Source organism: Rhodobacter capsulatus (assembly GCF_052363185.1).
Lineage (GTDB): Bacteria > Pseudomonadota > Alphaproteobacteria > Rhodobacterales > Rhodobacteraceae > Rhodobacter > Rhodobacter capsulatus_E.
Map to the genome: position 1 here is coordinate 475,086 of NZ_CP198955.1, position 20,202 is coordinate 495,287.

Annotated in this window: 19 protein-coding genes; 9 read left to right on the top strand and 10 right to left on the bottom strand. The window is 66.5% G+C overall.

Going from position 1 to position 20,202, the window contains the following annotated elements:
* Positions 1 to 12: 12 nt before the first annotated feature.
* Complete coding sequence (locus tag ACTTAG_RS02435) at positions 13 to 822, bottom strand: ChaN family lipoprotein (RefSeq protein ID WP_444464022.1); 810 nt, start codon at positions 820 to 822, stop codon at positions 13 to 15.
* The gene (locus tag ACTTAG_RS02440; protein ID WP_444464023.1) at positions 819 to 1,697 is read right to left on the bottom strand and encodes an RNA polymerase factor sigma-32; all 879 of its coding nucleotides are present in this window, start codon (positions 1,695 to 1,697) and stop codon (positions 819 to 821) included. Before ACTTAG_RS02440 ends, ACTTAG_RS02435 begins: the two co-directional genes overlap by 4 nt.
* 177 nt (positions 1,698 to 1,874) lie before the next feature.
* On the opposite strand from ACTTAG_RS02440, the gene ACTTAG_RS02445 reads away from it, so the two are divergent.
* Both ACTTAG_RS02445 and ACTTAG_RS02450 read left to right on the top strand, forming a co-directional pair.
* Entirely contained in the window at positions 1,875 to 2,561 is a 687-nt protein-coding gene (locus tag ACTTAG_RS02445; RefSeq protein WP_444464024.1) for a glutathione S-transferase, read from the top strand.
* Between the two features lie 69 nt (positions 2,562 to 2,630).
* Entirely contained in the window at positions 2,631 to 4,145 is a 1,515-nt protein-coding gene (locus ACTTAG_RS02450) for a YifB family Mg chelatase-like AAA ATPase (RefSeq protein ID WP_444464025.1), read from the top strand.
* On the opposite strand, the gene ACTTAG_RS02455 is transcribed toward ACTTAG_RS02450, so the two are convergent.
* Genes ACTTAG_RS02455 through rsmI form a run of 4 tightly spaced genes read right to left on the bottom strand, consistent with a single transcriptional unit; the run spans position 4,111 to position 7,302 of the window.
* Positions 4,111 to 5,034, bottom strand: a complete 924-nt coding sequence (locus ACTTAG_RS02455) for an alpha/beta hydrolase (protein WP_444464026.1) — start codon at positions 5,032 to 5,034, stop codon at positions 4,111 to 4,113. The two genes, ACTTAG_RS02450 and ACTTAG_RS02455, sit on opposite strands and share 35 nt — an antisense overlap.
* Complete coding sequence (gene gshB, locus ACTTAG_RS02460; protein ID WP_444464027.1) at positions 5,031 to 5,978, bottom strand: glutathione synthase; 948 nt, start codon at positions 5,976 to 5,978, stop codon at positions 5,031 to 5,033. Before gshB ends, ACTTAG_RS02455 begins: the two co-directional genes overlap by 4 nt.
* 56 nt (positions 5,979 to 6,034) lie before the next feature.
* Positions 6,035 to 6,394, bottom strand: a complete 360-nt coding sequence (locus ACTTAG_RS02465; protein WP_444464028.1) for a YraN family protein — start codon at positions 6,392 to 6,394, stop codon at positions 6,035 to 6,037.
* The gene (gene rsmI / locus ACTTAG_RS02470; protein ID WP_444464029.1) at positions 6,394 to 7,302 is read right to left on the bottom strand and encodes a 16S rRNA (cytidine(1402)-2'-O)-methyltransferase; all 909 of its coding nucleotides are present in this window, start codon (positions 7,300 to 7,302) and stop codon (positions 6,394 to 6,396) included. Before rsmI ends, ACTTAG_RS02465 begins: the two co-directional genes overlap by 1 nt.
* Positions 7,303 to 7,390: 88 nt before the next feature.
* Here rsmI and ACTTAG_RS02475 point away from each other — a divergent pair, with 88 nt between their 5' ends.
* The 3 genes from ACTTAG_RS02475 to murJ are packed head-to-tail and all read left to right on the top strand — an operon-like array spanning position 7,391 to position 12,932.
* A complete protein-coding gene (locus ACTTAG_RS02475) occupies positions 7,391 to 8,572 on the top strand; it encodes a penicillin-binding protein activator (protein WP_444465180.1) in 1,182 nt (393 codons plus the stop codon).
* A gap of 50 nt (positions 8,573 to 8,622) precedes the next feature.
* Positions 8,623 to 11,385 carry a [protein-PII] uridylyltransferase gene (locus ACTTAG_RS02480; RefSeq protein ID WP_444464030.1) on the top strand — a complete coding sequence of 921 codons (2,763 nt, stop codon included), beginning with the start codon at positions 8,623 to 8,625 and terminating at the stop codon, positions 11,383 to 11,385.
* Complete coding sequence (gene murJ, locus ACTTAG_RS02485) at positions 11,382 to 12,932, top strand: murein biosynthesis integral membrane protein MurJ (RefSeq protein ID WP_444464031.1); 1,551 nt, start codon at positions 11,382 to 11,384, stop codon at positions 12,930 to 12,932. The genes ACTTAG_RS02480 and murJ overlap by 4 nt, the downstream gene beginning before the upstream one ends.
* Here the strand turns inward: murJ and ACTTAG_RS02490 are convergent, their stop codons facing one another.
* Positions 12,933 to 13,616, bottom strand: a complete 684-nt coding sequence (locus tag ACTTAG_RS02490) for a rhomboid family intramembrane serine protease (RefSeq protein WP_444464032.1) — start codon at positions 13,614 to 13,616, stop codon at positions 12,933 to 12,935. It lies immediately after the preceding gene.
* An 86-nt stretch (positions 13,617 to 13,702) separates the two neighbouring features.
* On the opposite strand from ACTTAG_RS02490, the gene trpS reads away from it, so the two are divergent.
* Positions 13,703 to 14,755: a tryptophan--tRNA ligase gene (trpS, locus tag ACTTAG_RS02495; RefSeq protein WP_444464033.1), complete on the top strand. Its 1,053-nt coding sequence runs from the start codon at positions 13,703 to 13,705 to the stop codon at positions 14,753 to 14,755.
* 110 nt (positions 14,756 to 14,865) lie between these two features.
* Here trpS and ACTTAG_RS02500 read toward each other — a convergent pair whose 3' ends face one another.
* The 3 genes from ACTTAG_RS02500 to ACTTAG_RS02510 are packed head-to-tail and all read right to left on the bottom strand — an operon-like array spanning position 14,866 to position 17,128.
* A complete protein-coding gene (locus ACTTAG_RS02500; RefSeq protein ID WP_444464034.1) occupies positions 14,866 to 16,191 on the bottom strand; it encodes an MATE family efflux transporter in 1,326 nt (441 codons plus the stop codon).
* Entirely contained in the window at positions 16,188 to 16,694 is a 507-nt protein-coding gene (locus ACTTAG_RS02505) for a PaaI family thioesterase (RefSeq protein WP_444464035.1), read from the bottom strand. Before ACTTAG_RS02505 ends, ACTTAG_RS02500 begins: the two co-directional genes overlap by 4 nt.
* Positions 16,691 to 17,128, bottom strand: coding sequence for a PaaI family thioesterase (locus ACTTAG_RS02510; protein ID WP_023913917.1), 438 nt, complete (start codon positions 17,126 to 17,128; stop codon positions 16,691 to 16,693). Before ACTTAG_RS02510 ends, ACTTAG_RS02505 begins: the two co-directional genes overlap by 4 nt.
* Before the next feature lie 121 nt (positions 17,129 to 17,249).
* Here ACTTAG_RS02510 and ACTTAG_RS02515 point away from each other — a divergent pair, with 121 nt between their 5' ends.
* The 3 genes from ACTTAG_RS02515 to ACTTAG_RS02525 all read left to right on the top strand — a co-directional run bounded on the left by ACTTAG_RS02515 (position 17,250) and on the right by ACTTAG_RS02525 (position 20,043).
* Positions 17,250 to 17,618: a MerR family transcriptional regulator gene (locus tag ACTTAG_RS02515; protein ID WP_444464036.1), complete on the top strand. Its 369-nt coding sequence runs from the start codon at positions 17,250 to 17,252 to the stop codon at positions 17,616 to 17,618.
* A gap of 229 nt (positions 17,619 to 17,847) precedes the next feature.
* Positions 17,848 to 18,231: a MerR family transcriptional regulator gene (locus ACTTAG_RS02520; RefSeq protein ID WP_444464037.1), complete on the top strand. Its 384-nt coding sequence runs from the start codon at positions 17,848 to 17,850 to the stop codon at positions 18,229 to 18,231.
* Positions 18,232 to 18,267: 36 nt separating this feature from the next.
* Complete coding sequence (locus tag ACTTAG_RS02525) at positions 18,268 to 20,043, top strand: acyl-CoA dehydrogenase C-terminal domain-containing protein (RefSeq protein ID WP_444464038.1); 1,776 nt, start codon at positions 18,268 to 18,270, stop codon at positions 20,041 to 20,043.
* The last annotated feature ends 159 nt before the right edge of the window (positions 20,044 to 20,202 follow it).

Genomic DNA, 20,202 nt, shown 5'->3' on the forward strand with positions numbered 1-20,202 from the left:
CCGTCGCGCAAGTTACTGGAAGGCCTTGCAGGGGTCTTCGCGCGGCGCGGGATCGGTGACGATCCACAGATCGAAGGGCTGATCGCCCGCGGCCGGGCGTTCCAGTTGGCCCAGCGACAGGACTTTCACCCCCGGATCGGCATGGGCGATCAGCGCGGGCACGGCGCGGTCGGCCCGCGCATGGCCCGAGCCGGTGATCAGCGCCACCGGCCCGCCGGTGTCCGAAAGCGCCGTCAGCGTCGTCTGCGCAAAGGCCGCGTCGCGCAGGCGTTGCGCCGCCACCATGCCGGGCAGCATCTCGACCGGCAGGGCATTGCAGTGATCGGCCTGCGTTTCGGCTTCCAGCCGCGCCTGCAGGTCCGCGGGATAGGGGGTGTCGAGGCCGAAGCGCGCGGCCTCGGGGAAGACCTGCGCCAGCGGCTCCTTCATCGCGCGGCGCACCTGATCGCGGGGCAGGGCGGCGCCATAGATCCGCGCTGTGGGAGCCGCGGCAAAGATCGGCGCATAGATCGCGAAATCGGGCCAGCCGGAGGCTTCCCAGCCCAGAACCTTGGCCAGCTTGTCGGGCGTGGCGATCAGATCGGGCGTCACCTTGGCCGCTTGCGCCGGGTCGAGCATCTCGAAAACCAGCGCTTTCGGTTTCAGCGCCGCCACCGCCGCGGCTTGCGCAAGGTGGTGGTCGGCATTGTCATGCACCTCGCCCAGAACCGCGACCTGCGGCGCAGCCGAAACGATCCGACCGGGCAGGTCGGCGGCCGAGATTTCCTCGGCAACGACCGGCCCTGCCAGCGACAAGGCCACAAGACTGACGAAAATCCTCATGCGAAGAAGCCTATCACCTCTTCGCTGCGGCTTTCCAGAGACTTGCGCATCTTGGCGAAGGCCTGCGCCTCCAGCTGGCGGATCCGTTCCTTCGACAGGCCCAGCTCCTCGCCCAAGGATTCGAGCGTCCGCGGCTCGTCGATCAGGCGGCGCTGCGCCACGATGTAGCGTTCGCGCGCCGAAAGCTGCCCCATCGCCTGACCCAGCCAGTCGCGCATCTTCGCGCCGTCATGCGCCTCGGTCACCCGCGCTTCGGGGCTGCCGCCCTCGTCCTCCAGCGTGTCGACCCATTCGCGGCCGTCCTCGTCAGACGACTGCGGCGCGTTCAGCGACAGGTCCGAGCCCGAGAGCCGCCCCTCCATCATCTCGACATCGGCCATGGAAACACCGATCGAGATCGCCACCTTTTCGCGCAGCTGCGCGCTGTCCAGCACCACCCCCTCGGCCTCGGCCTCGCGCTGGATCTGCGCCTGAACGCGTTTGAGATTGAAAAACAGCGCCTTTTGCGACGAGGTGGACCCGGTGCGCACCATCGACCAGTTGCGCATCACGAATTCCTGGATCGAGGCCTTGATCCACCAGACCGCATAGGTTGAAAACCGCACGCCGCGATCGGGGTCGAACTTGTCGGCGGCCTTCATCAGGCCAAGCGACGCCTCCTGGATAAGGTCGTTCATCGGCGCCCCGTAGCGGCGGAATTTCGAGGCCATCGAAATCGCCAATCGCATATAGGCGCTGACAAGGCGGTGCAGGGCCGCCTCGTCGCGGTGGTCGCGCCAGGCGCGGGCCAGCCGTGCTTCGGTCTCGGCGTCCAGATATTCCGCCCGCATCGCCTGCCGAGGAAGCGTGTCGTCGGTCATTCCATCGAGTGCCATGTCAGTCTCCCCGGGTCTCCCAACCCGCTGTTAGGCGTGCTCACTGCACCTACACTGACAGAAACGATCTGGAATGTCTCCAAGTTGCATTGTGCATCACAAAAAAATCACTGTGCAGGATTCACCATTGCGAAACCGCGCCCGGACCTTAGCATTCGCGCCAAAAGGGAGGCCAAGATGGGCTATGAGCTGGCGATCGGGGATCGGTCCTATTCAAGCTGGTCGCTGCGCGGCTGGCTGGTGTTCGCAAAGGCGGGCGTGCCGGTGAAGACTGTTTCGGGACGGCTTTACAGCGATGATTTCAAACGGCTTTTGTCGGAGTTTGCGCCCGCGACCCTGGCCCCGGCCCTGCGGCTGCCCTCGGGCCTTGTGATCGGCGAGACGCTGGCGATTGCCGAAACCATCGCCGAGCGGCACCCCGAAGCCGGGCTGTGGCCCGAAGATGCGGAGGCCCGCGCGATGGCGCGCTGGCTGGCCGCGGAAATGCATGCGGGCTTTGGCGCGTTGCGCAGCCATTGCCCGATGAACCTGCGGGTGAGCTATGAAACCTGCGAGCCCCCCGCGGCGGTTCTGGCCGATCTGGCGCGGATCGAGACGCTCTGGTCGATGGCGCGGGCGGCCCACGGCGCCGGGGGACCTTGGCTTTTCGGGCGCTGGTCGCTGGCCGATGCCTTCTTCGCCCCGGTGGCGGCGCGGATCGCGGGCTACAACCTGCCGGTGGGCGCAGAGGCCGCGGACTATGTGGCGACCTGGCTCGCCGATCCCGATTTCCGCGCCTGGCGCGCGGAGGGGCTGGCCGAAGGCCCCGATCAGCCGTTTTACAAGCGCGACTGGCCGACCCGTCCCTGGCCCGGACCGCAGTGACGGGCGCAGTGATCCGTTAACCCATCCCGCCCGGTTCTGCGCTAGGCTGCAACCGGGCGGAGAGTGGGCATGCTGGCAAGAACCTATACGGTGGCTTTCGAGGGCGTCGAGGCGCGGATCGTCGAGGTGCAATGCGCCCTTGCCGCCGGGATGCCATCCTTTTCCATCGTTGGCCTGCCCGACAAGGCGGTCTCCGAGGCCCGCGACCGGGTGCGCGCGGCGCTGGCGGCGCTGGCCATCGCGTTGCCGATGCGGCGGATCACGGTGAACCTGTCGCCTGCCGATCTGCCCAAGGAGGGGTCGCATTTCGACCTGCCGATCGCGATTGCGCTTTTGGCCGCGATCGAGGTCGTGCCCAAGGAAGAGGTCGAGGGGCTGGTCTCGATCGGCGAACTGGCGCTGGATGGCCGGATCGTGCCGGTGGTCGGCGCGCTGCCCGCGGCGATGGCGGCGGCGGCCGAGGATCGGGCGCTGATCTGCCCGAAATCCTGCGGTGCCGAGGCCGCCTGGGTGGGCGCGACCCAGGTTTTCGCCCCCGCGACCCTGACCGAGGCTTTGCGCCATCTGACCGGCCAGCAACCGCTGGCCCCCGCCCGCCCGGGCGAGGTGGAGACGCAGGCCCCCGCCCGTGACCTGCGCGACGTCAAGGGACAGGAACGGGCGAAACGGGCGCTCGAGATCGCTGCGGCCGGGCGGCATCATCTGTTCATGGTGGGCCCGCCCGGTTCGGGCAAGTCGATGCTGGCGGCGCGGCTGCCCGGCATCCTGCCGCCGCTTTCGGCGCTCGAAGCCCTTGAAACTTCGATGGTGCATTCGCTCTCGGGGCTTTTGTCCGAAGGCGGCATTTCCCGCGCGCGGCCGTTTCGCGAACCGCATCACACCGCCTCGATGGCGGCGATGATCGGTGGCGGGCGCGGCGCAAGGCCGGGCGAGGTGAGCCTCGCCCATAACGGCGTGCTGTTTCTGGACGAGTTCCCGGAATTTCCCCGCCCGGTGCTGGAAACCCTGCGCCAGCCGATCGAAACCGGCGAGGTGGTGGTGGCCCGCGCCAATGCCCATGTGCGCTATCCCTGCCGGTTTTTGCTGGTGGCGGCGGCCAATCCCTGTCGCTGCGGCTATCTGGGCGATCCGGCGCGGGCCTGTGCCCGGGTGCCGCAATGCGGGGCGGAGTATCTGGGCCGGATTTCCGGGCCGCTGATGGACCGCTTCGATCTGCGCATCGAGGTGCCCGCCGTCGATTGGCGCGATCTGGACTTGCCCGCGGCGGGGGACACGTCGGCGACGGTGGCGGTACGGGTTGCGGCCGCCCGCGAGATCCAGACCCGCCGTTTTGCCGCGCATCCCCATATCCGGGTGAATGCCGAGGCCGAGGGCGCGGTGCTCGACGAGATCGCGGCGCCCGATGCCGAGGGCCGGGAGCTTCTGGCCAAGGTCGCCGAACGTTTCGGGCTGACCGCGCGCGGCTATCACCGGGTTCTGCGCACGGCGCGGACGGTGGCCGATCTGGACGGATCGGATCGGGTCCGCGCGCCGCATCTGGCCGAGGCGGTCAGCTACCGTCTGACCTTTGCGGCGGCGCGCTAAGAACGCGGGTCACGAAACGGGCCGCATCGCGCAGGGCGTCCCGCGCCTCGGGGATCAGCCCGTCCAGCATCTGCCAGGCATGCGGCACGCCGGGCCAAAGCTGCAGCAGCACCTCGGCTCCGCCGCCACGCAGCTTTTCTTCCATCCGCAGCGCATCATCGCTCAGGATCTCGGTCTCGGAGGTTTGCAGCAGCACCGGCGGGCAGCCGGGGTAGCTGGCAAAGATCGGTGAGGCCTCGGGGTCGTCGGCCGGATGGCCCTGCAGATAGAATTGTGCGGCATCGGGCAGGCGATGACCCGCCAACATCGGGTCGGAGGCGGCGTTTTCGCGCACTGAAGGCGAGGCCCCGGTCAGGTCGAACCAGGGCGAAAAGGCAAAGGCCCCGGCGGGCGGCGTGCCCTTGGCACAAAGCTTCGACAGCAGCGCAAAGGCCAGCGCCGCCCCGGCGCTGTCGCCCGAAAGCACAAGGTTTTCAGGCCTGTACCCCTGTGCGAGCAAAGCGTCCCAGACCGTCTCGGCATCGCGCAGCGCAGCGGGGAAGGGATGCTCGGGCGCAAGGCGATAGGCGGGCGCAATCACCGTGACCCCGGCCAGTTTCGCCAGCCGCGACAGCATCGGCAGATGCGTTTGCGGACTGCCCGCGATGAAGACGCCGCCGTGGAAATGCACCACCGCCACGCCTTCGCGCGGGCGACCCGCCCGGATCGACAGCGCCGGCCGCCCGGCGAGCTGCAGCGGCATCGCCACACTGCCCGGCGCGGGACGCAAAGCGATGCGGGTGAACCGCTCCATCGCGTCGCGCAACTCCGCCGGATCGGTCATCTTCGCCAGCTTCGGCTTGGTGAAAAGCCGCAGGCCAAGGGTCAGAAAAGATGCGCGCAGGCTCATGTCAGACCCCGTTTCGCCTCGATCACCTGCCAGATCCGCTCGGCGACATTGGTGCCGTCGAATCGCTCCAGCTCTTGAATGCCGGTGGGAGAGGTGACGTTGATCTCGGTCAGCCAGTCGCCGATCACGTCGATGCCGACGAAAATCTGCCCCTTCTCGCGCAGGGTGGGACCGATGGCGGCGCAGATTTCCCGTTCACGATCCGTCAGTTGCGTGGGCTCGGGGCGGCCGCCGACATGCATGTTCGACCGTGTCTCGCCCAAGGCGGGAACGCGGTTGATCGCGCCGACGGGCTCTCCGTCGATCAGGATGATGCGCTTGTCGCCCTTGACCACGGCGGGGATGTATTTCTGCACGATCATCGGCTCGCGGTTGATCGAGGTGAAAAGCTCGTGCAGCGAGGCCAGGTTGCGGTCGTTCGGATCAAGCCGGAACACCCCGGCACCGCCATTGCCGTAAAGCGGTTTCAGGATGACATCGCCATGTTCGGCCTTGAAATCGCGAATCACCGCCAGATCGCGGGCGATCAGGGTGGGCGGCGTCAACTCGGGGAAATCGAGGACAAGAAGCTTCTCGGGATGGTTGCGCACCCAGAACGGATCGTTGACGACCAGCGTCTTCGGATGGATACGCTCCAGAAGATGCGTCGTGGTGATATAGCCCATGTCGAAGGGCGGGTCTTGCCGCAGCCAGACCACATCCATCTCGGACAGGTCGCATTCGGTTTCCGCGCCAAGGGTGAAATGAGCGCCCTGTTCGCGCCGAACGGTAAGCGGCCAGCCCCGCGCCAGAACCCGCCCCTGCCGGTAGATCAGCCGGTCGGGCGTATAATAGAACAACGAATGACCGCGCCCCTGCGCCTCAAGCGCGATGCGGAAGGTGCTGTCACCGTCGATGTTGATCCCCGCGATCGGGTCCATCTGGAATGCGACTTTCAAGGCCATGACGCCCCCTTTCGTTGCGCCCTTGATGCCCTGCAGGCCGCTGCGATGCAATGCCGCTAGTCGAACATATAGGCATTCTCGAGAATTTCGATCCGGCCCTGCGCATCGACCAGAGCCACGTCGAACCGCCTGTCGAGAGTGGCGCAATCCGGCATGGCGGCGACGAATTCATCGGCCGAGACGCAGATCCGCTCCAGTTGTCGCTGCGTCACCCGCTCGACCGCCCAGGCATGGGTTTGCGCGCGCTTGACTTCGATGAAGATCACCTTGTCGCCTTCGCGGGCGATCAGGTCGATTTCGCCGCCATAGCGGCCACGCCAGCGATGCGCCGCGATCTTGCTGCCGCCACGACGATAATGGGCCTCGACCTGATGTTCGGCCGCAAGTCCGGCATGATATGACATGGCGCCGCCCATCAGTCTCTCTCCATCGCCAAGGCACGCTGATAGACCTCTCGCCGGGGCAGTCCCAGCACCTCGGCCACTTCCGCTGCCGCATCCTTCACGCTCAGGCGCTGCAGACGATCCCGCAGCGCGGCTTCGACATCTTCGGGGCCGAACCGCGGCGCCCGGGACCGATCGACCAGCACGACGATCTCGCCCTTGATCGGCGCGTCGGCACAACCCGCCACGAGATCCGCCAAGGTTCCGCGCCGGACCTCTTCGAATCGCTTGGTCAGTTCGCGGCACAGCACCGCTTCCCGATCCGCGCCCAATTCTGTGGCCAGATCGGTTAACATTTCCCTAACGCGCTTGGGCGATTCATAGAAAACCAGCGTCGCCGGCACCTGGGCGAATTCGGCAATCCACTTGCGCCGCGCCTGGGCGGTGTTGGGGGGGAATCCGGCGAACAGGAACCGGTCCGAGGGCAGGCCGGAAACCGTCAGCGCGGCCAGCACGGCCGAGGGGCCGGGGGCGGCAAAGACCCGGCGCCCCGCGGCGATCGCGGCGCGGCCAAGCTGAAATCCCGGGTCCGCCACCAGCGGCGTGCCTGCCTCCGAGGCATAGGCCACCGTCTTGCCCTCGGCCAGGGCCGCCAGAAGGCGGGGGCGCACCGTCTCGCCATTGTGGTCGTGATAGGCGACCAGCGGCCGGCCCGCCAGCGGGATGCCGTGGATGTCCATCAGATGGCGCAGCGTCCGTGTATCCTCGGCCGCCAGAACATCCGCTTCGCGCAGAATGTCGAGCCCGCGCAAGGTGATATCCCGTGCCGCGCCGATCGGGGTCGAGACGAAATGCAGCCCCGGCGCGGGCTTGCGTCCGCCGGGGCCGTATTCCTCCAGCGGATCGCGGGGCGGTCCGGGGTCGTCATCTGGCTGCGTCATCGCTCCGCCTATCGTTTCCGAGTCAAGTTTACTTCGCGCGGCGAAAAGCTTACGGTTCGCCCAATTCCCCCCGCCGACACGGAGGCCGATTTCATGTTCGCCGCTTTGCGCCCCCCCCGCAACCCCCCTGACGATCCTTGTTGCCCTGATCGCCACGCTGCTTGTCGCAGCCTGCGAGCCGGTTCCCGGAACCGGCAACGGGCCGAGCGTCGAGGCCGGTGCCGCCGTGCCGGTGGCGCTTCTGGTGCCCGCAGGTTCGGGCAATACCGGCGACGAAACCCTGGCCGCCTCGCTCAAGCAGGCGGCGCAGCTGGCGATTTCGGACCTCAACGGCGTGCAGATCGACTTGCGCGTCTACAACACCGGCGCCGGACCCGAACAGGCGGCGGCGATGGCGACGAAGGCCGTGGACGAGGGCGCCAAGATCATCCTGGGCCCGGTCTTTGCCGAATCCGCCAATGCCGCGGGCCTGGCCGTCGCCAACCGCGGCGTCAGCGTGCTCTCGTTCTCGAACAACACCGATATCGCGGGCGGCAATGTCTTCGTGCTGGGGCCGACCTTCCCCAATACCGCGAACCGGCTGGCCCGCTTTGCCTCTGCGCAGGGCAAGCGCAACATCATGATCGTGCATGACCAGACCCCGGCGGGCACGATCGGCGCGGGCGCGGTGCAATCGGCCGTGGCCCGCTCGGGTGCGGCGGTGGCGGGCATCGCCTCCTATCCGTTCTCGCAGCAGGGCATCATCGAGGCGATGCCGACGATTTCGGGCCGGGTCAAGGCGGGCGGCGTCGATGCGATCTTCCTGACCGCCGATACCGCGGGCGCGCTGCCGCTTCTGGCGCAGATGCTGCCCGACAACGGCGTCAATCCCGGTCAGGTCAAGTTCATCGGCCTGACGCGCTGGGACATTCCGGCGGCGACGCTGGCGCTGCCCGGGCTGCAGGGCGGCTGGTTCGCGCTGCCCGATCCGAACCTGAACAGCCGCTTCAAGGAACGCTACGAGACCGCCTTCGGCGCCGCGCCGCATCCGATCGCGGGGCTCGCCTATGACGGCATCGCCGCGATCGGCGCGCTGGTGAAATCGGGCCGTCCCGACGCGCTCAGCCGCGCCGCGCTGACCCAGCCTTCGGGCTTCGTCGGCGTCAACGGCATCTTCCGGCTGCGCCCCGACGGCAGCAATGAACGCGGCCTTGCCGTCGCAGAAATCCGCAACGGGCAGGCCGTCGTCATCGACGCCGCCCCCCGTTCCTTCGGCCTGGCCGGGTTCTGATCCCGGCCGTTCCCCCGCCGCCGAAAGGCCCCAAGGACCATGAGCCCGCCGTGACCGACCCTGCCACTCCCGCCCCGGCCCCCGCCGGGGCGAGCTTGCTTTTCGATCTTCCCGCCCTGACCCGCGCGCTGGAGGCGACTTTGCAGGGCACCGATGCCCGCAACCTCCGCGCCGAGACGGTGCGCTTTCTGCTGGCCGAACGCGAAACCGCGCTGCCGCAGATCACCGCCGATTTCGGCCGTCATCCGCGCAAGGCCGGGGAGACCGTCGCCGCCTATGCCGCGATGACCGACGGGCTGATCCGCGCCGTCTTTCACGTCGCCACCACGCGGCTGCATCCGCCGCAGGTGCCGACCGCGGCCGAGGGGATCTCGGTTCTGGCCGTCGGCGGCTATGGCCGGGCCGAGATGGCGCCCTTTTCCGATGTCGATCTGCTGTTCCTGACGCCCTGGAAGATCACCCCCTGGGCCGAAAGCGTGATCGAGAGCATGCTTTACATGCTGTGGGATCTGAAGCTGAAGGTCGGCCATGCCTCGCGCACGGTGGAAGATTGCATCCGGCTTGGCCGCGAGGATATCACCATCCGCACCGCGCTTTTGGAAAACCGCTATCTCGATGGCGATGCGGCCCTGGCCGAGCGGCTGAACCAGACCCTGCGCAACGATCTGTTCAAGGGCACCGGCCCCGAATTCATCGAGGCGAAACTGGCCGAACGCTCCGAGCGCCATCGCCGTCAGGGCGGGCAGCGCTATGTTCTGGAACCCAACGTCAAGGAGGGCAAGGGCGGGCTGCGCGATCTGCAGACGCTCTACTGGATCGCGAAATACCTGCATGGCGTCAATGACACCGCCGATCTGGTCGGGCTTGGCGTCTTCACCGCCGAGGAATATGCGGTCTTTCAGGAGGCCGAGGATTTCCTCTGGGCGGTGCGCTGCCATCTGCATCTGATCGCCAACCGCGCCTCGGATCAGCTGTCTTTCGACGCGCAGGTCGAGGTGGCGCGGCGCATGGGCTTTGCCGATGCCGCGGGCCGTCGCGGCGTCGAGGTCTTCATGCAGCACTACTTCCGCCATGCGACGCGGGTGGGCGAGCTGACGCGAGTCTTCCTCACCGTGCTTGAGGCGCAGCATGCGAAACCGGCGCCGGTGCTCAAGCGGCTGTTCCGGCGCAAGAAACCGCTGAAAGCGCCGTTCTTTGACGATATTTCCCGCGTCAACGTCGCGGACACAAGGGCCTTTCTGGCCGATCCGCTGAACTTCCTGCGCATCTTCGAGGAAGCCCTGCGCACCAACATGCTGCTGCATCCCGATGCGATGCGGCTGATCGCGGCCAATCTGGACCGGATCGACGACCAGCTGCGCGAGAGCCGCGAGGCCGCGCATATCTTCCTTGATCTGCTGCTCAAGCATGGCAACCCGGAACGGGTGCTGCGGCGGATGAACGAGCTGGGCCTTCTGGCGGCCTATATCCCCGAATTCGAGCCGATCGTGGCGATGATGCAGTTCAACATGTATCACAGCTACACGGTGGACGAACACACGATCCAGTGCATCTCGACGCTGGCGCAGATCGAGCGGCGCGAGCTGATCGAGGAATTGCCGCTCTCGTCGCATATTCTGGATACCGGCGTGAACCGGCGGGTGCTGTATGTGGCGCTGCTGCTGCATGACATCGGCAAGGGCCGGCCCGAGGATCACTCGATCCTGGGCGCGCAGATCGCCCGCAAGGTGGCGCCGCGGCTGGGTCTGAATGCCGACGAATGCGAGACGGTCGAATGGCTGATCCGCCATCACCTGTTGATGTCGGACGTGGCGCAGAAACGCGATCTGTCGGACCCGCGCACCATCCGCGATTTCGCCAAGCAGGTGAAGACGCGCAAGCGGCTCGATCTTCTGACCGTGCTGACCGTCTGCGACATCCGCGGTGTCGGCCCGAATGTCTGGAACAACTGGAAGGCGACGCTCTTGCGCCGTCTTTATTCCGACACGACGACGGCGCTGGAACACGGGCTGGAGGCGGTGAACCGCGAGCAACGCACCGACGAGGCGAAAAAGGCGCTGCGCGAGGCGCTGACCGGCTGGGAGCAACGCGAGATCCGCGCCGAACTGGGCCGCCATTACGACCCCTATTGGCAGGGGCTGACGACCGGCACCCATGCGATCTTTGCCGAGTTGCTGCGCGGCCTTGGCGATGACGAAATCCGCATCGACCTGCATCCCGATCTGGATCACGATGCGACGCGGGCGGCCTTTGCGCTGTCCGATCATCCGGGGATCTTTTCGCGGCTGGCGGGCGCCTTGGCGCTGGTGGGCGCGAATGTCGTCGATGCCCGCACCTATACCTCGAAGGACGGCTATGCGACCGCGGTCTTCTGGGTGCAGGACAGCGAGGGCCACCCCTATGAAGCCGCCCGGCTGCCGCGGCTGCGGGGCATGATCGAAAAGACGCTGAAGGGCGAGGTGGTGGCCCGCGATGCGCTGAAGGATCGCGACAAGATCAAGAAGCGCGAACGCGAATTCCGCTTTCCGACCCATATCACCTTCGACAATGAAGGCTCCGACATCTACACGATCGTCGAGGTCGATACCCGCGACCGGCCCGGGCTTCTGTATGACCTGACCCGGGCGCTGGCCTCGTCGAACATCTATATCGCCTCGGCCGTGATCGCGACCTATGGCGCGCAGGTGGTCGACACCTTCTACGTCAAGGACATGTTCGGGCTGAAGCTGCATTCGGGGCAGCGGCAGGAATCGCTGGAAAAACGGCTGCGCGATGCGATCATCCGCGGCGCCGAACGGGCAGGGCAGGCATGAAACCCATTCGACTGGTCCGCGGTTTTCTGACCGTGGGCGGCTGGACCTTCGGGTCCCGCCTTCTGGGCTTTGCCCGTGACATGATGATGGCGGCATATCTGGGCTCGGGTCCGGTGGCCGAGGCCTTTCTGGTCGCCTTTTCGCTGCCCAACATGTTCCGCCGCTTCTTCGCCGAGGGCGCCTTCAACATGGCCTTCGTGCCGATGTTCGCGAAAAAGCTGGAAGGCGGCGAGGATGCGCTGGGTTTCGCGAAAGACGCCTTCAAGGGGCTGACGGCGGTTCTGCTGCTTTTTACCCTGATCGGCACGCTGGCGATGCCCTGGCTCGTCTGGGCGATGGCCTCGGGCTTTGCGGGTGATGCGCGCTTCGATCTGGCGGTGCTCTATGGTCAGATCGGTTTTTCCTACATCTTCTTCATCTCGCTTGTGGCGCTTTTGTCGGGGGTTCTCAATGCCTTCGGCCGCTTCACCGAGGCGTCGCTGGTGCCCGTTCTGATGAACCTGATCTTCATCCTGGCGATGGCCTTGGCGGACCGGGCGGGCTGGGACATGGGGCTGACGCTGGCCTGGACGGTGCCGATCACCGGCGTCGCGCAATTCGCCCTGACCTGGGTTTCGGCGCATCGGCTGGGCTATACGCTGCTGCCGGGCCTGCCGCGGTTTTCCCCGGATCTGAAGCGGCTCTTGATCATCGCCGGGCCTGCGGTGCTGGCGGGCGGCGTGGTGCAGATCAACCTTCTGGTCGGTCGTCAGGTGGCCTCCTTCACCGAGGGCGCGGTGGCCTGGCTTTCCTATGCCGACCGGCTTTACCAGCTGCCCTTGGGCGTTGTCGGGATCGCCATTGGCACGGTGCTTCTGCCGGTGCTCTCGCGTCATCTGCGCGCGGGCGAGGAGGCGCAGTCCCGCGACAGCTTTTCGCGCGGCGCGGAATTCGCGCTGTTCCTGACCGTTCCGGCCGCCGTGGCGCTGGTGGTGATCTCCACCCCGCTGATTTCGGTGCTCTATGACCGCGGCGCCTGGCAGCCCGAGGATACCGTGGCCACCGCCCTGGCGCTGGCGGCCTATGGGCTCGGCCTGCCCGCCTTCGTGCTGCAAAAGGTGCTGCAACCGCTTTACTACGCGCGCGAGGATACCCGCCGCCCGTTCCACTATGCGCTGGTCTCGATGGGGGTGAATGCCGCGTTTGCCATTGGCATGATGCCGGTGATGGGTTTTGTCGCTGCGGCCTTGGCCACCACGGTCTCGGGCTGGGTGATGGTCGGCCAGCTCTGGTGGGGGGCGCGCAAGATGGGCGCGGCCGCCCGCCCCGATGCAAGGTTCTGGCGCAGGCTGTGGCGGATCGCGCTGGTCTCGGGCGTGATGGGGGTGCAGCTCTGGTTTGCCGCCGACTGGCTGGCGCCGCAGCTGGCGCAGCCGGGGGCGGCGCGCTGGGGGGCGCTGGGTCTTCTGTGCGGCTCGGGCATCGCGCTTTACTTCGCGCTGGGCGCGCTGATCGGCGCCTATGGCTTTGGCGAACTGAAGGGCATGCTGCGCCGCCGCCGCGGCTGATCAGCGCTTGCGCAGCTTGCGCAACAGATGCCGCCAGCCGCCCGGGGCGACGAAGAAGCTGAGCAGGAACCCGGCGCCGAAGCCGGAAAATTCCGCGATCCAGTCCGGCCCGGTGCCGAACAGCGCGGCAAAGACGACCTGCAGCCCCGCCAGCATGCCGATCAGCGAAAAGGCCCGCATCCGGTTCGGCTCGCCCCGCCCCAGCCGCATCCACAGGATCCAGGTGAAGGCCCCGATCAACCCGTAAGCCCCGGTATAGCCGCCGATCAGCATCATCTGGGGAAAGGGCAGCGCGGCATAGACAAGCGCGCCCAGCACCGTCGATCCCAGATAGACCGCGGCCACCGCCCAACCGGCAAAGACCTCGCCGACGAATTTGCCGATCGCCAGAATGAAGACCACCACCATCGCCGCATGGGTCAGGCTCAGATGGACAAAGGCATAGCTGACGAGCCGCGCCAGATCTTGCACCGACCATTGCCCGATCTCGGCCATATGGCGAAAGCCCACCGGATCGAAGCCCAGCTGGCCCAGGATCGCCAGCCGCCAGCCCATCGCCTGCGCGCCCAGGGCGCCTGTGCTGCCCAGCGCGAACAGGATTTCCGTCACGATGATCGGCGCCGCCAGCAGCCAGACCACGGGGGGCAGCGGGTTCAGCGGTTGCTCGTCATGGCCGTGGTGCATTGTCCCTCCTTTGGGGGTGTCATTGACGCCCCGCGCCCTTTAGCGATAAGCGCAAGGCATCCGAATTTCCAGCCCGGAGCGCCCAGATGTCCGAACTCTCGCAACCTACCCCCGAAGAGATCAACGCCAAGTTCACGCCGCGGATCTTTTCCGGCATCCAGCCCTCGGGCAATCTGACGCTGGGCAATTATCTGGGCGCGCTGAAGCGCTTTGCCGAAAAGCAGGACGAGGGCATCGAAACGGTCTATTGCCTGGTCGATCTGCATGCGGTCACCGTCTGGCAAGACCCCGAGGCGCTGCGCAAACAGACCCGCGAGGCGGCGGCGGCCTTCATCGCCTCGGGCATCGACCCGGCGCGGTCGGTGCTGTTCAACCAAAGCCAGGTCTCGGCCCATGCGGAACTGGGCTGGCTTTTGAACTGTGTCGCGCGGATGGGCTGGATGAACCGCATGACGCAGTGGAAGGACAAGGCGGGCAAGAATGCCGAAAAGCAGTCGCTGGGGCTGTTCGCCTATCCCTCGCTGATGGCGGCCGACATCCTTCTTTACCACGCGACGATGGTGCCGGTGGGCGAGGATCAAAAGCAGCATGTGGAGCTGACCCGCGACATCGCGGCGAAGTTCAACCATGATTACGGCGTCGATTTCTTCCCGGCGCCGCTGCCCTTGATCGAGGGCGTCGCGACCCGGGTGATGAGCCTGCGCGATGGCAGCAAGAAGATGTCGAAATCCGATCCCTCCGATGCAAGCCGGATCAACCTGACCGACGATGCCGACACGATCGCGAAGAAGTTCCGCAAGGCGGTGACCGATCCCGAGCCGCTGCCCGAGAGCCTTGAGGGCCTTGAGGGCCGGGCCGAGGCGCGCAACCTTGTGAACATCTATGCCGCGCTGGCCGACAAGACCCCCGCCGAGGTGGTGGCTGAATACGCCGGGCAGGGCTTTGGCGTGTTCAAACCGGCGCTGGCCGATCTGGCGGTGTCGAAGCTGGAGCCGATCTCGACCGAGATGAGCCGGTTGATGAACGACCCCGCCGAGATCGACCGGATTCTGGGCCTGGGCGCCGAGAAGGCCGATGCGATCGCCCAGCCGATCCTGCAAAAGACGCTTGAGATCATGGGGATGATCCGCTCGCGCTGAGCGGTGCAGGCGGGGGCTCTGCCCCCGCACCCCCGGGATATTTGTGGCAAGATAAAAGCAAAGCCCCCTTTATCTTGCCGCAAATATCCCGGGGGGTGAATGAGCGCAGCTCAGAGGGGGGCAGCGCCCCCCTGCGCCGGTGCGGCTTTCGCCTCGGCCCGGGGATAAAGCCGCGCCATCGTCACGCCGCGGGCAAGGTTCAGCACCATCAGCGCCGCCCAGAGCCCGTGATTGCCGAAGGCCGGGATCAGCGCGCAGAGCGCACCGATGTAGATCGCGACCGAGAGCAGCATCGCGTTGCGCATCTCGCGCGTCAGGGTCGCGCCAATGAAGATGCCGTCGAACATCCAGGCGGCAATGCCGACGAGCGGCGCGAGGCCCATCCAGGGCAGGTAGTGCCGGGCCGTTTCCCGCACCTCGGGCGCGGTGGTCATGGTGTCGATGATCGCCCCGCCGAAGAGCAGGAAGGCTGCCGCCAAGAGCGCCGCACCGCCTGCGCCCCATTGCGAGGCAAGGATCGCCGCACGGCGTAACCGGGCGGGCGAGCGGGCGCCGACCGCCTGCCCGACGAGGCTTTCCGCCGCGAAGGCGAAGCCGTCGAGCGCATAGGCGGTGATTTCCAGAAACTGCAGCAGCACCTGATTGGCGGCGAGTTTCACATCACCCTGTCCCGCGCCCAGAAACAGAAAGGCGGTGAAGCTGCCCTGCAGGATCACCGAGCGGATCATGATGTCGGTATTGACCCGCGCCATCTGTTTCAGCGGCGCGGCGGCCAGGATCACCGCCCGGCTCAGCCCCGGCACGAGGGCGCTTCGGGCCAGCCAGAGCGCCAGCGCCAGCCCCGAGAGTTCCGCGATCAATGTGGCCGCCGCCACCCCTTTCACCCCCCAGCCAAGGCCGAGCACGAACCACAGATCCAGCCCTACATTCAGCCCGTTCATCAGCAGTTGCAGCACCAGCACGGCGCGGGTGCGTTCCAGCGCGATCAGCCAGCCGGTGAAGGCGTAAAGCGAAATCGTCGCCGGCGCCCCCCAGATCCGGATCGACAGGTAGTCCTGCGCCAAAGTCTCGACCCTGTCCGAGGCGGGGGCGATCTGAAAGGCGGCCCAGAGCATCGGCACCTGCAGCGCGATCAGGCAAAGCCCCGCGGCCAGCCCGATCCCCACGGCGCGAATGAGCCCGGCCGAGATTTCAAGACTGTCGCCCTCGCCCTTGGCCTGCGCCACAAGGCCGGTGGTGCCCATGCGCAGGAAGCCGAAGATCCAGTAAACCGAGGCCAGCACCACCGCGCCAAGACCGACGGCGCCAATGGGCGCGGCCTGCCCCATCTGGCCCACCACCGCCGTATCGACCGCGCCCAGAAGCGGCACGGTCGCATTCGAAATCACGATCGGGGCCGCGATCCGCAGCACCCGGCCGTGGGTGATGGGCGTCATTCCGCGCGGTCCGGCATCAGGAAATGTCCGGTCGCCTGGGCGAAAAGCTTCGCGCGGTTGTCCTGCCAGGCTTCGACATGAACGCTGGCATAGCGCCGCCCGGAGCGGTTCACCCGCGCCCGCGCATAGGCATCGCGCGGCAGGCCGGATCGCAGGTAATCCACGGTAAAGTCGATGGTTTTCGGCAGTCGCTGCAGAACCGGGTCGGGGGCGGACAGATCGATCCGCCCGGCCTCCATATCCTCCCACAAAAGCGTCCAGCTCAGTTCCATGATCGCCGACACTTCAAGGAAGGCCGCCGTCACCCCGCCGTGGATCGCCGGGATCAGCGGATTGCCGATCAGCTTGTCGTCATAGGGCAGCACGGCGGTCAGCTCGTCGCCGCGGCGGTCGAAGCTGATGCCGAGGAAGCGGATATAGGGCACGCCCGACACCAAAGCGCGCAGGGCGGCATCGCGGCGGCCCTTGACCAGATGCACGGGTTCGGGTTTCGGACGGCTCATTGCGCACCCCCTTTCGGGCGTTCGACGGTAAAGGCGCCGGTGGCCGAGGCGACGGGCAGGCCCGCTTCCTCGTCATGGGCGGTGGCGCGCAGGAAGGCGACGGTGCGGGTGATGTGATAGACCTCGGCCCGGGCGGTGATGCGCTGGCGCGGCGTGGCCGCGCGCATGTAATCGATGCGCAGGTCGATCGTCGCCGTGCCCGCGGGCGCCTCGGGGTGGCTCATCACCGCGGCGCCGCAGCAGGTGTCCAAGAGCGCCGAGACCGCGCCGCCGTGAATGACCCCGGTGCGCGGATCGCCCACCAGATCCTCGCGCCAGTCCATCGAGAGTTCCGCCGCGCCGCCGCCGATCGCGTCCAGCCGCATCCCCAGGGCGCGGGCATGCGGGATCGCCTCGATGAACATCCGCGCCTGTTTCAGCTTTGCCTCGTCCATGTGCCCTCCGGTTTTGGCCACGATGCCGTGACGTTGCGGTCAAGGCAAGCCGCGCGCGGCGCGAGAGTGGTTGATGCTGCGTCAACCGCGGGTTAGCTTCGCGCGCGAGGGGGAGCAAGCCATGGCAGAAGTGCTGAGCTTCAAGGAGATGTGCGCGCGGTTCGACGTCACGCCGCGGACGCTGCGCTATTACGAATATATCGAGCTGCTCTCGCCGCAAAAGGAGGGCAGGGCACGCTATTACGGCCCGCGCGAAGTGGCGCGGATGACGCTGATCCTGCGCGGGCGGCGGTTCGGCTTCAGTCTGGAAGAGCTGCGGCAGTGGTTGTTGATCTATGATCATCAGGGCACCGAGGCGCAGAACCGCGCCTGGATCGAACTGGCCGACCGGCAGCTGGGCGTGCTGGGCAAGCAGCTTGAAGAGCTGCAGGCCGCGATCACCGATCTGCGGGCCCTGCGCGACGATGTCGCCAGAATCATCGTCGACTGACCTTCGAATCGATCCTGGCGTCGGGGCGGACTTGCGGTGCGCGTCATTGTCTTGCCCGCCGTCGCGGGGGGCGTGATTTCCATTTTCCGGCAGTTTTTTCGCTGACATTACGTCAACGTAACCGTGACGCCACGTTACAGTGACGCGGACGTCAACCAAACTTGTAATGTGATGGTGGAAACTCGATCTGCCGCCTTACGTTACGCAAAGGGAAGCAAGGGGCGGCATGATGAGTGACGACATGATGACGATCCGCGAGATGTGCGATGCGTTCGAGGTGACGCCCCGCACCTTGCGGTTCTACGAGGCGAAGGAGCTGCTGTTTCCGCTGCGCGAGGGGCAGAAGCGGCTGTTCACCCGGCGCGACCGGGCGCGGCTGAAACTGATCCTGCGCGGCAAGCGCTTTGGCTTCAGCCTTGAGGATATTCGTCAGCTGCTGGACCTTTATGACATGGGGGACCAGCAGAAGACGCAGATGGCCGAGACGCTGAAACTGGCGCGTCAGCGGCTGAGGGAGATGGAGCGTCAGCGCGACGAACTCGGTCAGGCGATCGAGGAGTTGGCGGCGCAGATCGCCTGGGGCGAGGAGAGGTTTGCCGGCATGGCCGAGTGATCCCCGCCCCGGGCAGACCGGACAAGGGAGAGGACCATGCCGAACTATACCGCAAACACCCGTGACATGCAGTTCGTGCTGCATGAGCTTCTGAAGATCTCCGGGCAGGATGTGCCCGGCTATGCCGATCTGGAACGCGAGTTCACCGAGGCCGTGCTGGATGCCGCAGGCAAGGTCGCCTCCGAGGTGCTGGCGCCCTTGAATGCGGTGGGCGACCACGAGGGCTGCCGGCTCGAAAACGGCGCCGTGCGCGTGCCTGCTGGGTTTGACAAGGCCTTTGCCGCGATGAAGGAAGGCGGCTGGACGGCGCTCGATTGCAACCCCGATTATGGCGGGCAGGGGATGCCCTATGTGATCAACTGCGCCGTGGGCGAGATGTTCGTTTCCGCCAACATGGCCTTCAACATGTATCAGGGCCTGACGCATGGCGCCGTTTCGGCGATCGAGGCGCATGGCACGGACGCGCAAAAGGCGACCTATCTGCCGAAGATGATCGCCTGCGACTGGACCGGGACGATGAACCTGACCGAGCCGCATTGCGGCACCGATCTGGGTTTGCTCCGCACCAAGGCCGAGCCGCAGGCGGACGGCAGCTACAAGATCACCGGCACGAAGATTTTCATCTCGGCGGGCGATCACGATCTGGCCGAGAACATCATCCATCTGGTGCTGGCCAAGGCGCCCGGCGGCGGCGAGGGGACGAAGGGGATTTCGCTTTTCATCGTGCCGAAATTCCTGGTGAACGCCGATGGCTCCTTGGGCGCCCGCAATGCGGTCAGCGTCGGCAAGGTCGAGCACAAGATGGGCATTCACGGCTCGGCCACCTGCGTGATGAATTATGACGGTGCGACGGGCTATCTGCTGGGCGAGTTGCACAAGGGCATGCGCGCGATGTTCACGATGATGAACGAGGCGCGTCTGGGCGTGGGTCTGCAGGGCTATGCGGTGGCCGAGGCCGCCTATCAGGCGGCGCTTGCCTATGCCAAGGACCGCCTGCAGGGTCGGGCCGTGACCGGGGTTGCCAACCCCGCCGGTCCGGCCGATCCCTTGATCGTGCATCCCGACATCCGCCGCGCGCTGATGGACCAGAAAAGCTTTTTGGAGGGGGCGCGGGCCTTCACCTTCTGGGGGGCGACGCTGATCGACCGCGCGCATGGGCTGCAGGATGCCGAGGCCGAGGGGCTGATCTCGCTGATGACGCCGGTGATCAAGGGCTTTTTGACCGACAAGGGGTTTGAGGCCTGCGTGCAGGCGCAGCAGGTCTGGGGCGGGCATGGCTATATCGAAGAACAGGGCATGAGCCAGTTCGTCCGCGATGCCCGGATTGCCATGATCTACGAAGGCGCGAACGGGGTGCAGGCGCTGGACCTTGTCGGGCGCAAGCTGGCGGCCGGGGGCGGCAAGCCGCTGATGGGCTTCTTCGAGATGGTCAAGGCCGAGTGCAAGGCGCATGACGGCGACGAGCGGATGAAGCCTTTCACCGATCCGCTGAAGGTGGCGTCAAAGCAGATGCAGGCGGCGGGGATGTTCTTCATGCAGAACGCCGCGAAGAACCCGGATGCGGCGCTCTCGGGCAGCTATGACTTCATGCATCTGATGGGGCATGTCTGCCTTGGCCTGATGTGGACGCGGATGGCCGCGGCGGCCCATGCGGCGCTGGATGGCGGGGCCTCGGACCGGGCCTTCTACGAGGCGAAGATCACCACCGGGCGCTATTACATGGCGCGGCAGCTGCCCGCCTGCGGCTTGCATCTGGCGCGGATCGAAAGCGGCTCCGAGGTGGTGATGGGGCTCTCGGCCGATCAGTTCTGAGCCGCGCAGGATTTCGCCTTCGGGCTGGCGCCCGAGGCGACCCGCCGGGGGCTCCGCCCCCGGACCCCCGGGATATTTGCGGCAAGATAAAACCAGAGCGTCCGCATCTTCAGGATTGAAAAAGGGCCCGTCTGTCGCCGGAGGGGCCCTTGGTTTTTT

Bases quoted from the DNA above. Each gene is read 5' to 3' on its own strand.
- ACTTAG_RS02435 (WP_444464022.1), bottom strand. From the start codon at position 822: ATGAGGATTTTCGTCAGTCTTGTGGCCTTGTCGCTGGCAGGGCCGGTC.
- ACTTAG_RS02440 (WP_444464023.1), bottom strand. From the start codon at position 1,697: ATGGCACTCGATGGAATGACCGACGACACGCTTCCTCGGCAGGCGATG.
- ACTTAG_RS02445 (WP_444464024.1), top strand. From the start codon at position 1,875: ATGGGCTATGAGCTGGCGATCGGGGATCGGTCCTATTCAAGCTGGTCG.
- ACTTAG_RS02450 (WP_444464025.1), top strand. From the start codon at position 2,631: ATGCTGGCAAGAACCTATACGGTGGCTTTCGAGGGCGTCGAGGCGCGG.
- ACTTAG_RS02455 (WP_444464026.1), bottom strand. From the start codon at position 5,034: ATGAGCCTGCGCGCATCTTTTCTGACCCTTGGCCTGCGGCTTTTCACC.
- gshB (WP_444464027.1), bottom strand. From the start codon at position 5,978: ATGGCCTTGAAAGTCGCATTCCAGATGGACCCGATCGCGGGGATCAAC.
- ACTTAG_RS02465 (WP_444464028.1), bottom strand. From the start codon at position 6,394: ATGGGCGGCGCCATGTCATATCATGCCGGACTTGCGGCCGAACATCAG.
- rsmI (WP_444464029.1), bottom strand. From the start codon at position 7,302: ATGACGCAGCCAGATGACGACCCCGGACCGCCCCGCGATCCGCTGGAG.
- murJ (WP_444464031.1), top strand. From the start codon at position 11,382: ATGAAACCCATTCGACTGGTCCGCGGTTTTCTGACCGTGGGCGGCTGG.
- ACTTAG_RS02490 (WP_444464032.1), bottom strand. From the start codon at position 13,616: ATGCACCACGGCCATGACGAGCAACCGCTGAACCCGCTGCCCCCCGTG.
- trpS (WP_444464033.1), top strand. From the start codon at position 13,703: ATGTCCGAACTCTCGCAACCTACCCCCGAAGAGATCAACGCCAAGTTC.
- ACTTAG_RS02500 (WP_444464034.1), bottom strand. From the start codon at position 16,191: ATGACGCCCATCACCCACGGCCGGGTGCTGCGGATCGCGGCCCCGATC.
- ACTTAG_RS02505 (WP_444464035.1), bottom strand. From the start codon at position 16,694: ATGAGCCGTCCGAAACCCGAACCCGTGCATCTGGTCAAGGGCCGCCGC.
- ACTTAG_RS02510 (WP_023913917.1), bottom strand. From the start codon at position 17,128: ATGGACGAGGCAAAGCTGAAACAGGCGCGGATGTTCATCGAGGCGATC.
- ACTTAG_RS02515 (WP_444464036.1), top strand. From the start codon at position 17,250: ATGGCAGAAGTGCTGAGCTTCAAGGAGATGTGCGCGCGGTTCGACGTC.
- ACTTAG_RS02520 (WP_444464037.1), top strand. From the start codon at position 17,848: ATGAGTGACGACATGATGACGATCCGCGAGATGTGCGATGCGTTCGAG.
- ACTTAG_RS02525 (WP_444464038.1), top strand. From the start codon at position 18,268: ATGCCGAACTATACCGCAAACACCCGTGACATGCAGTTCGTGCTGCAT.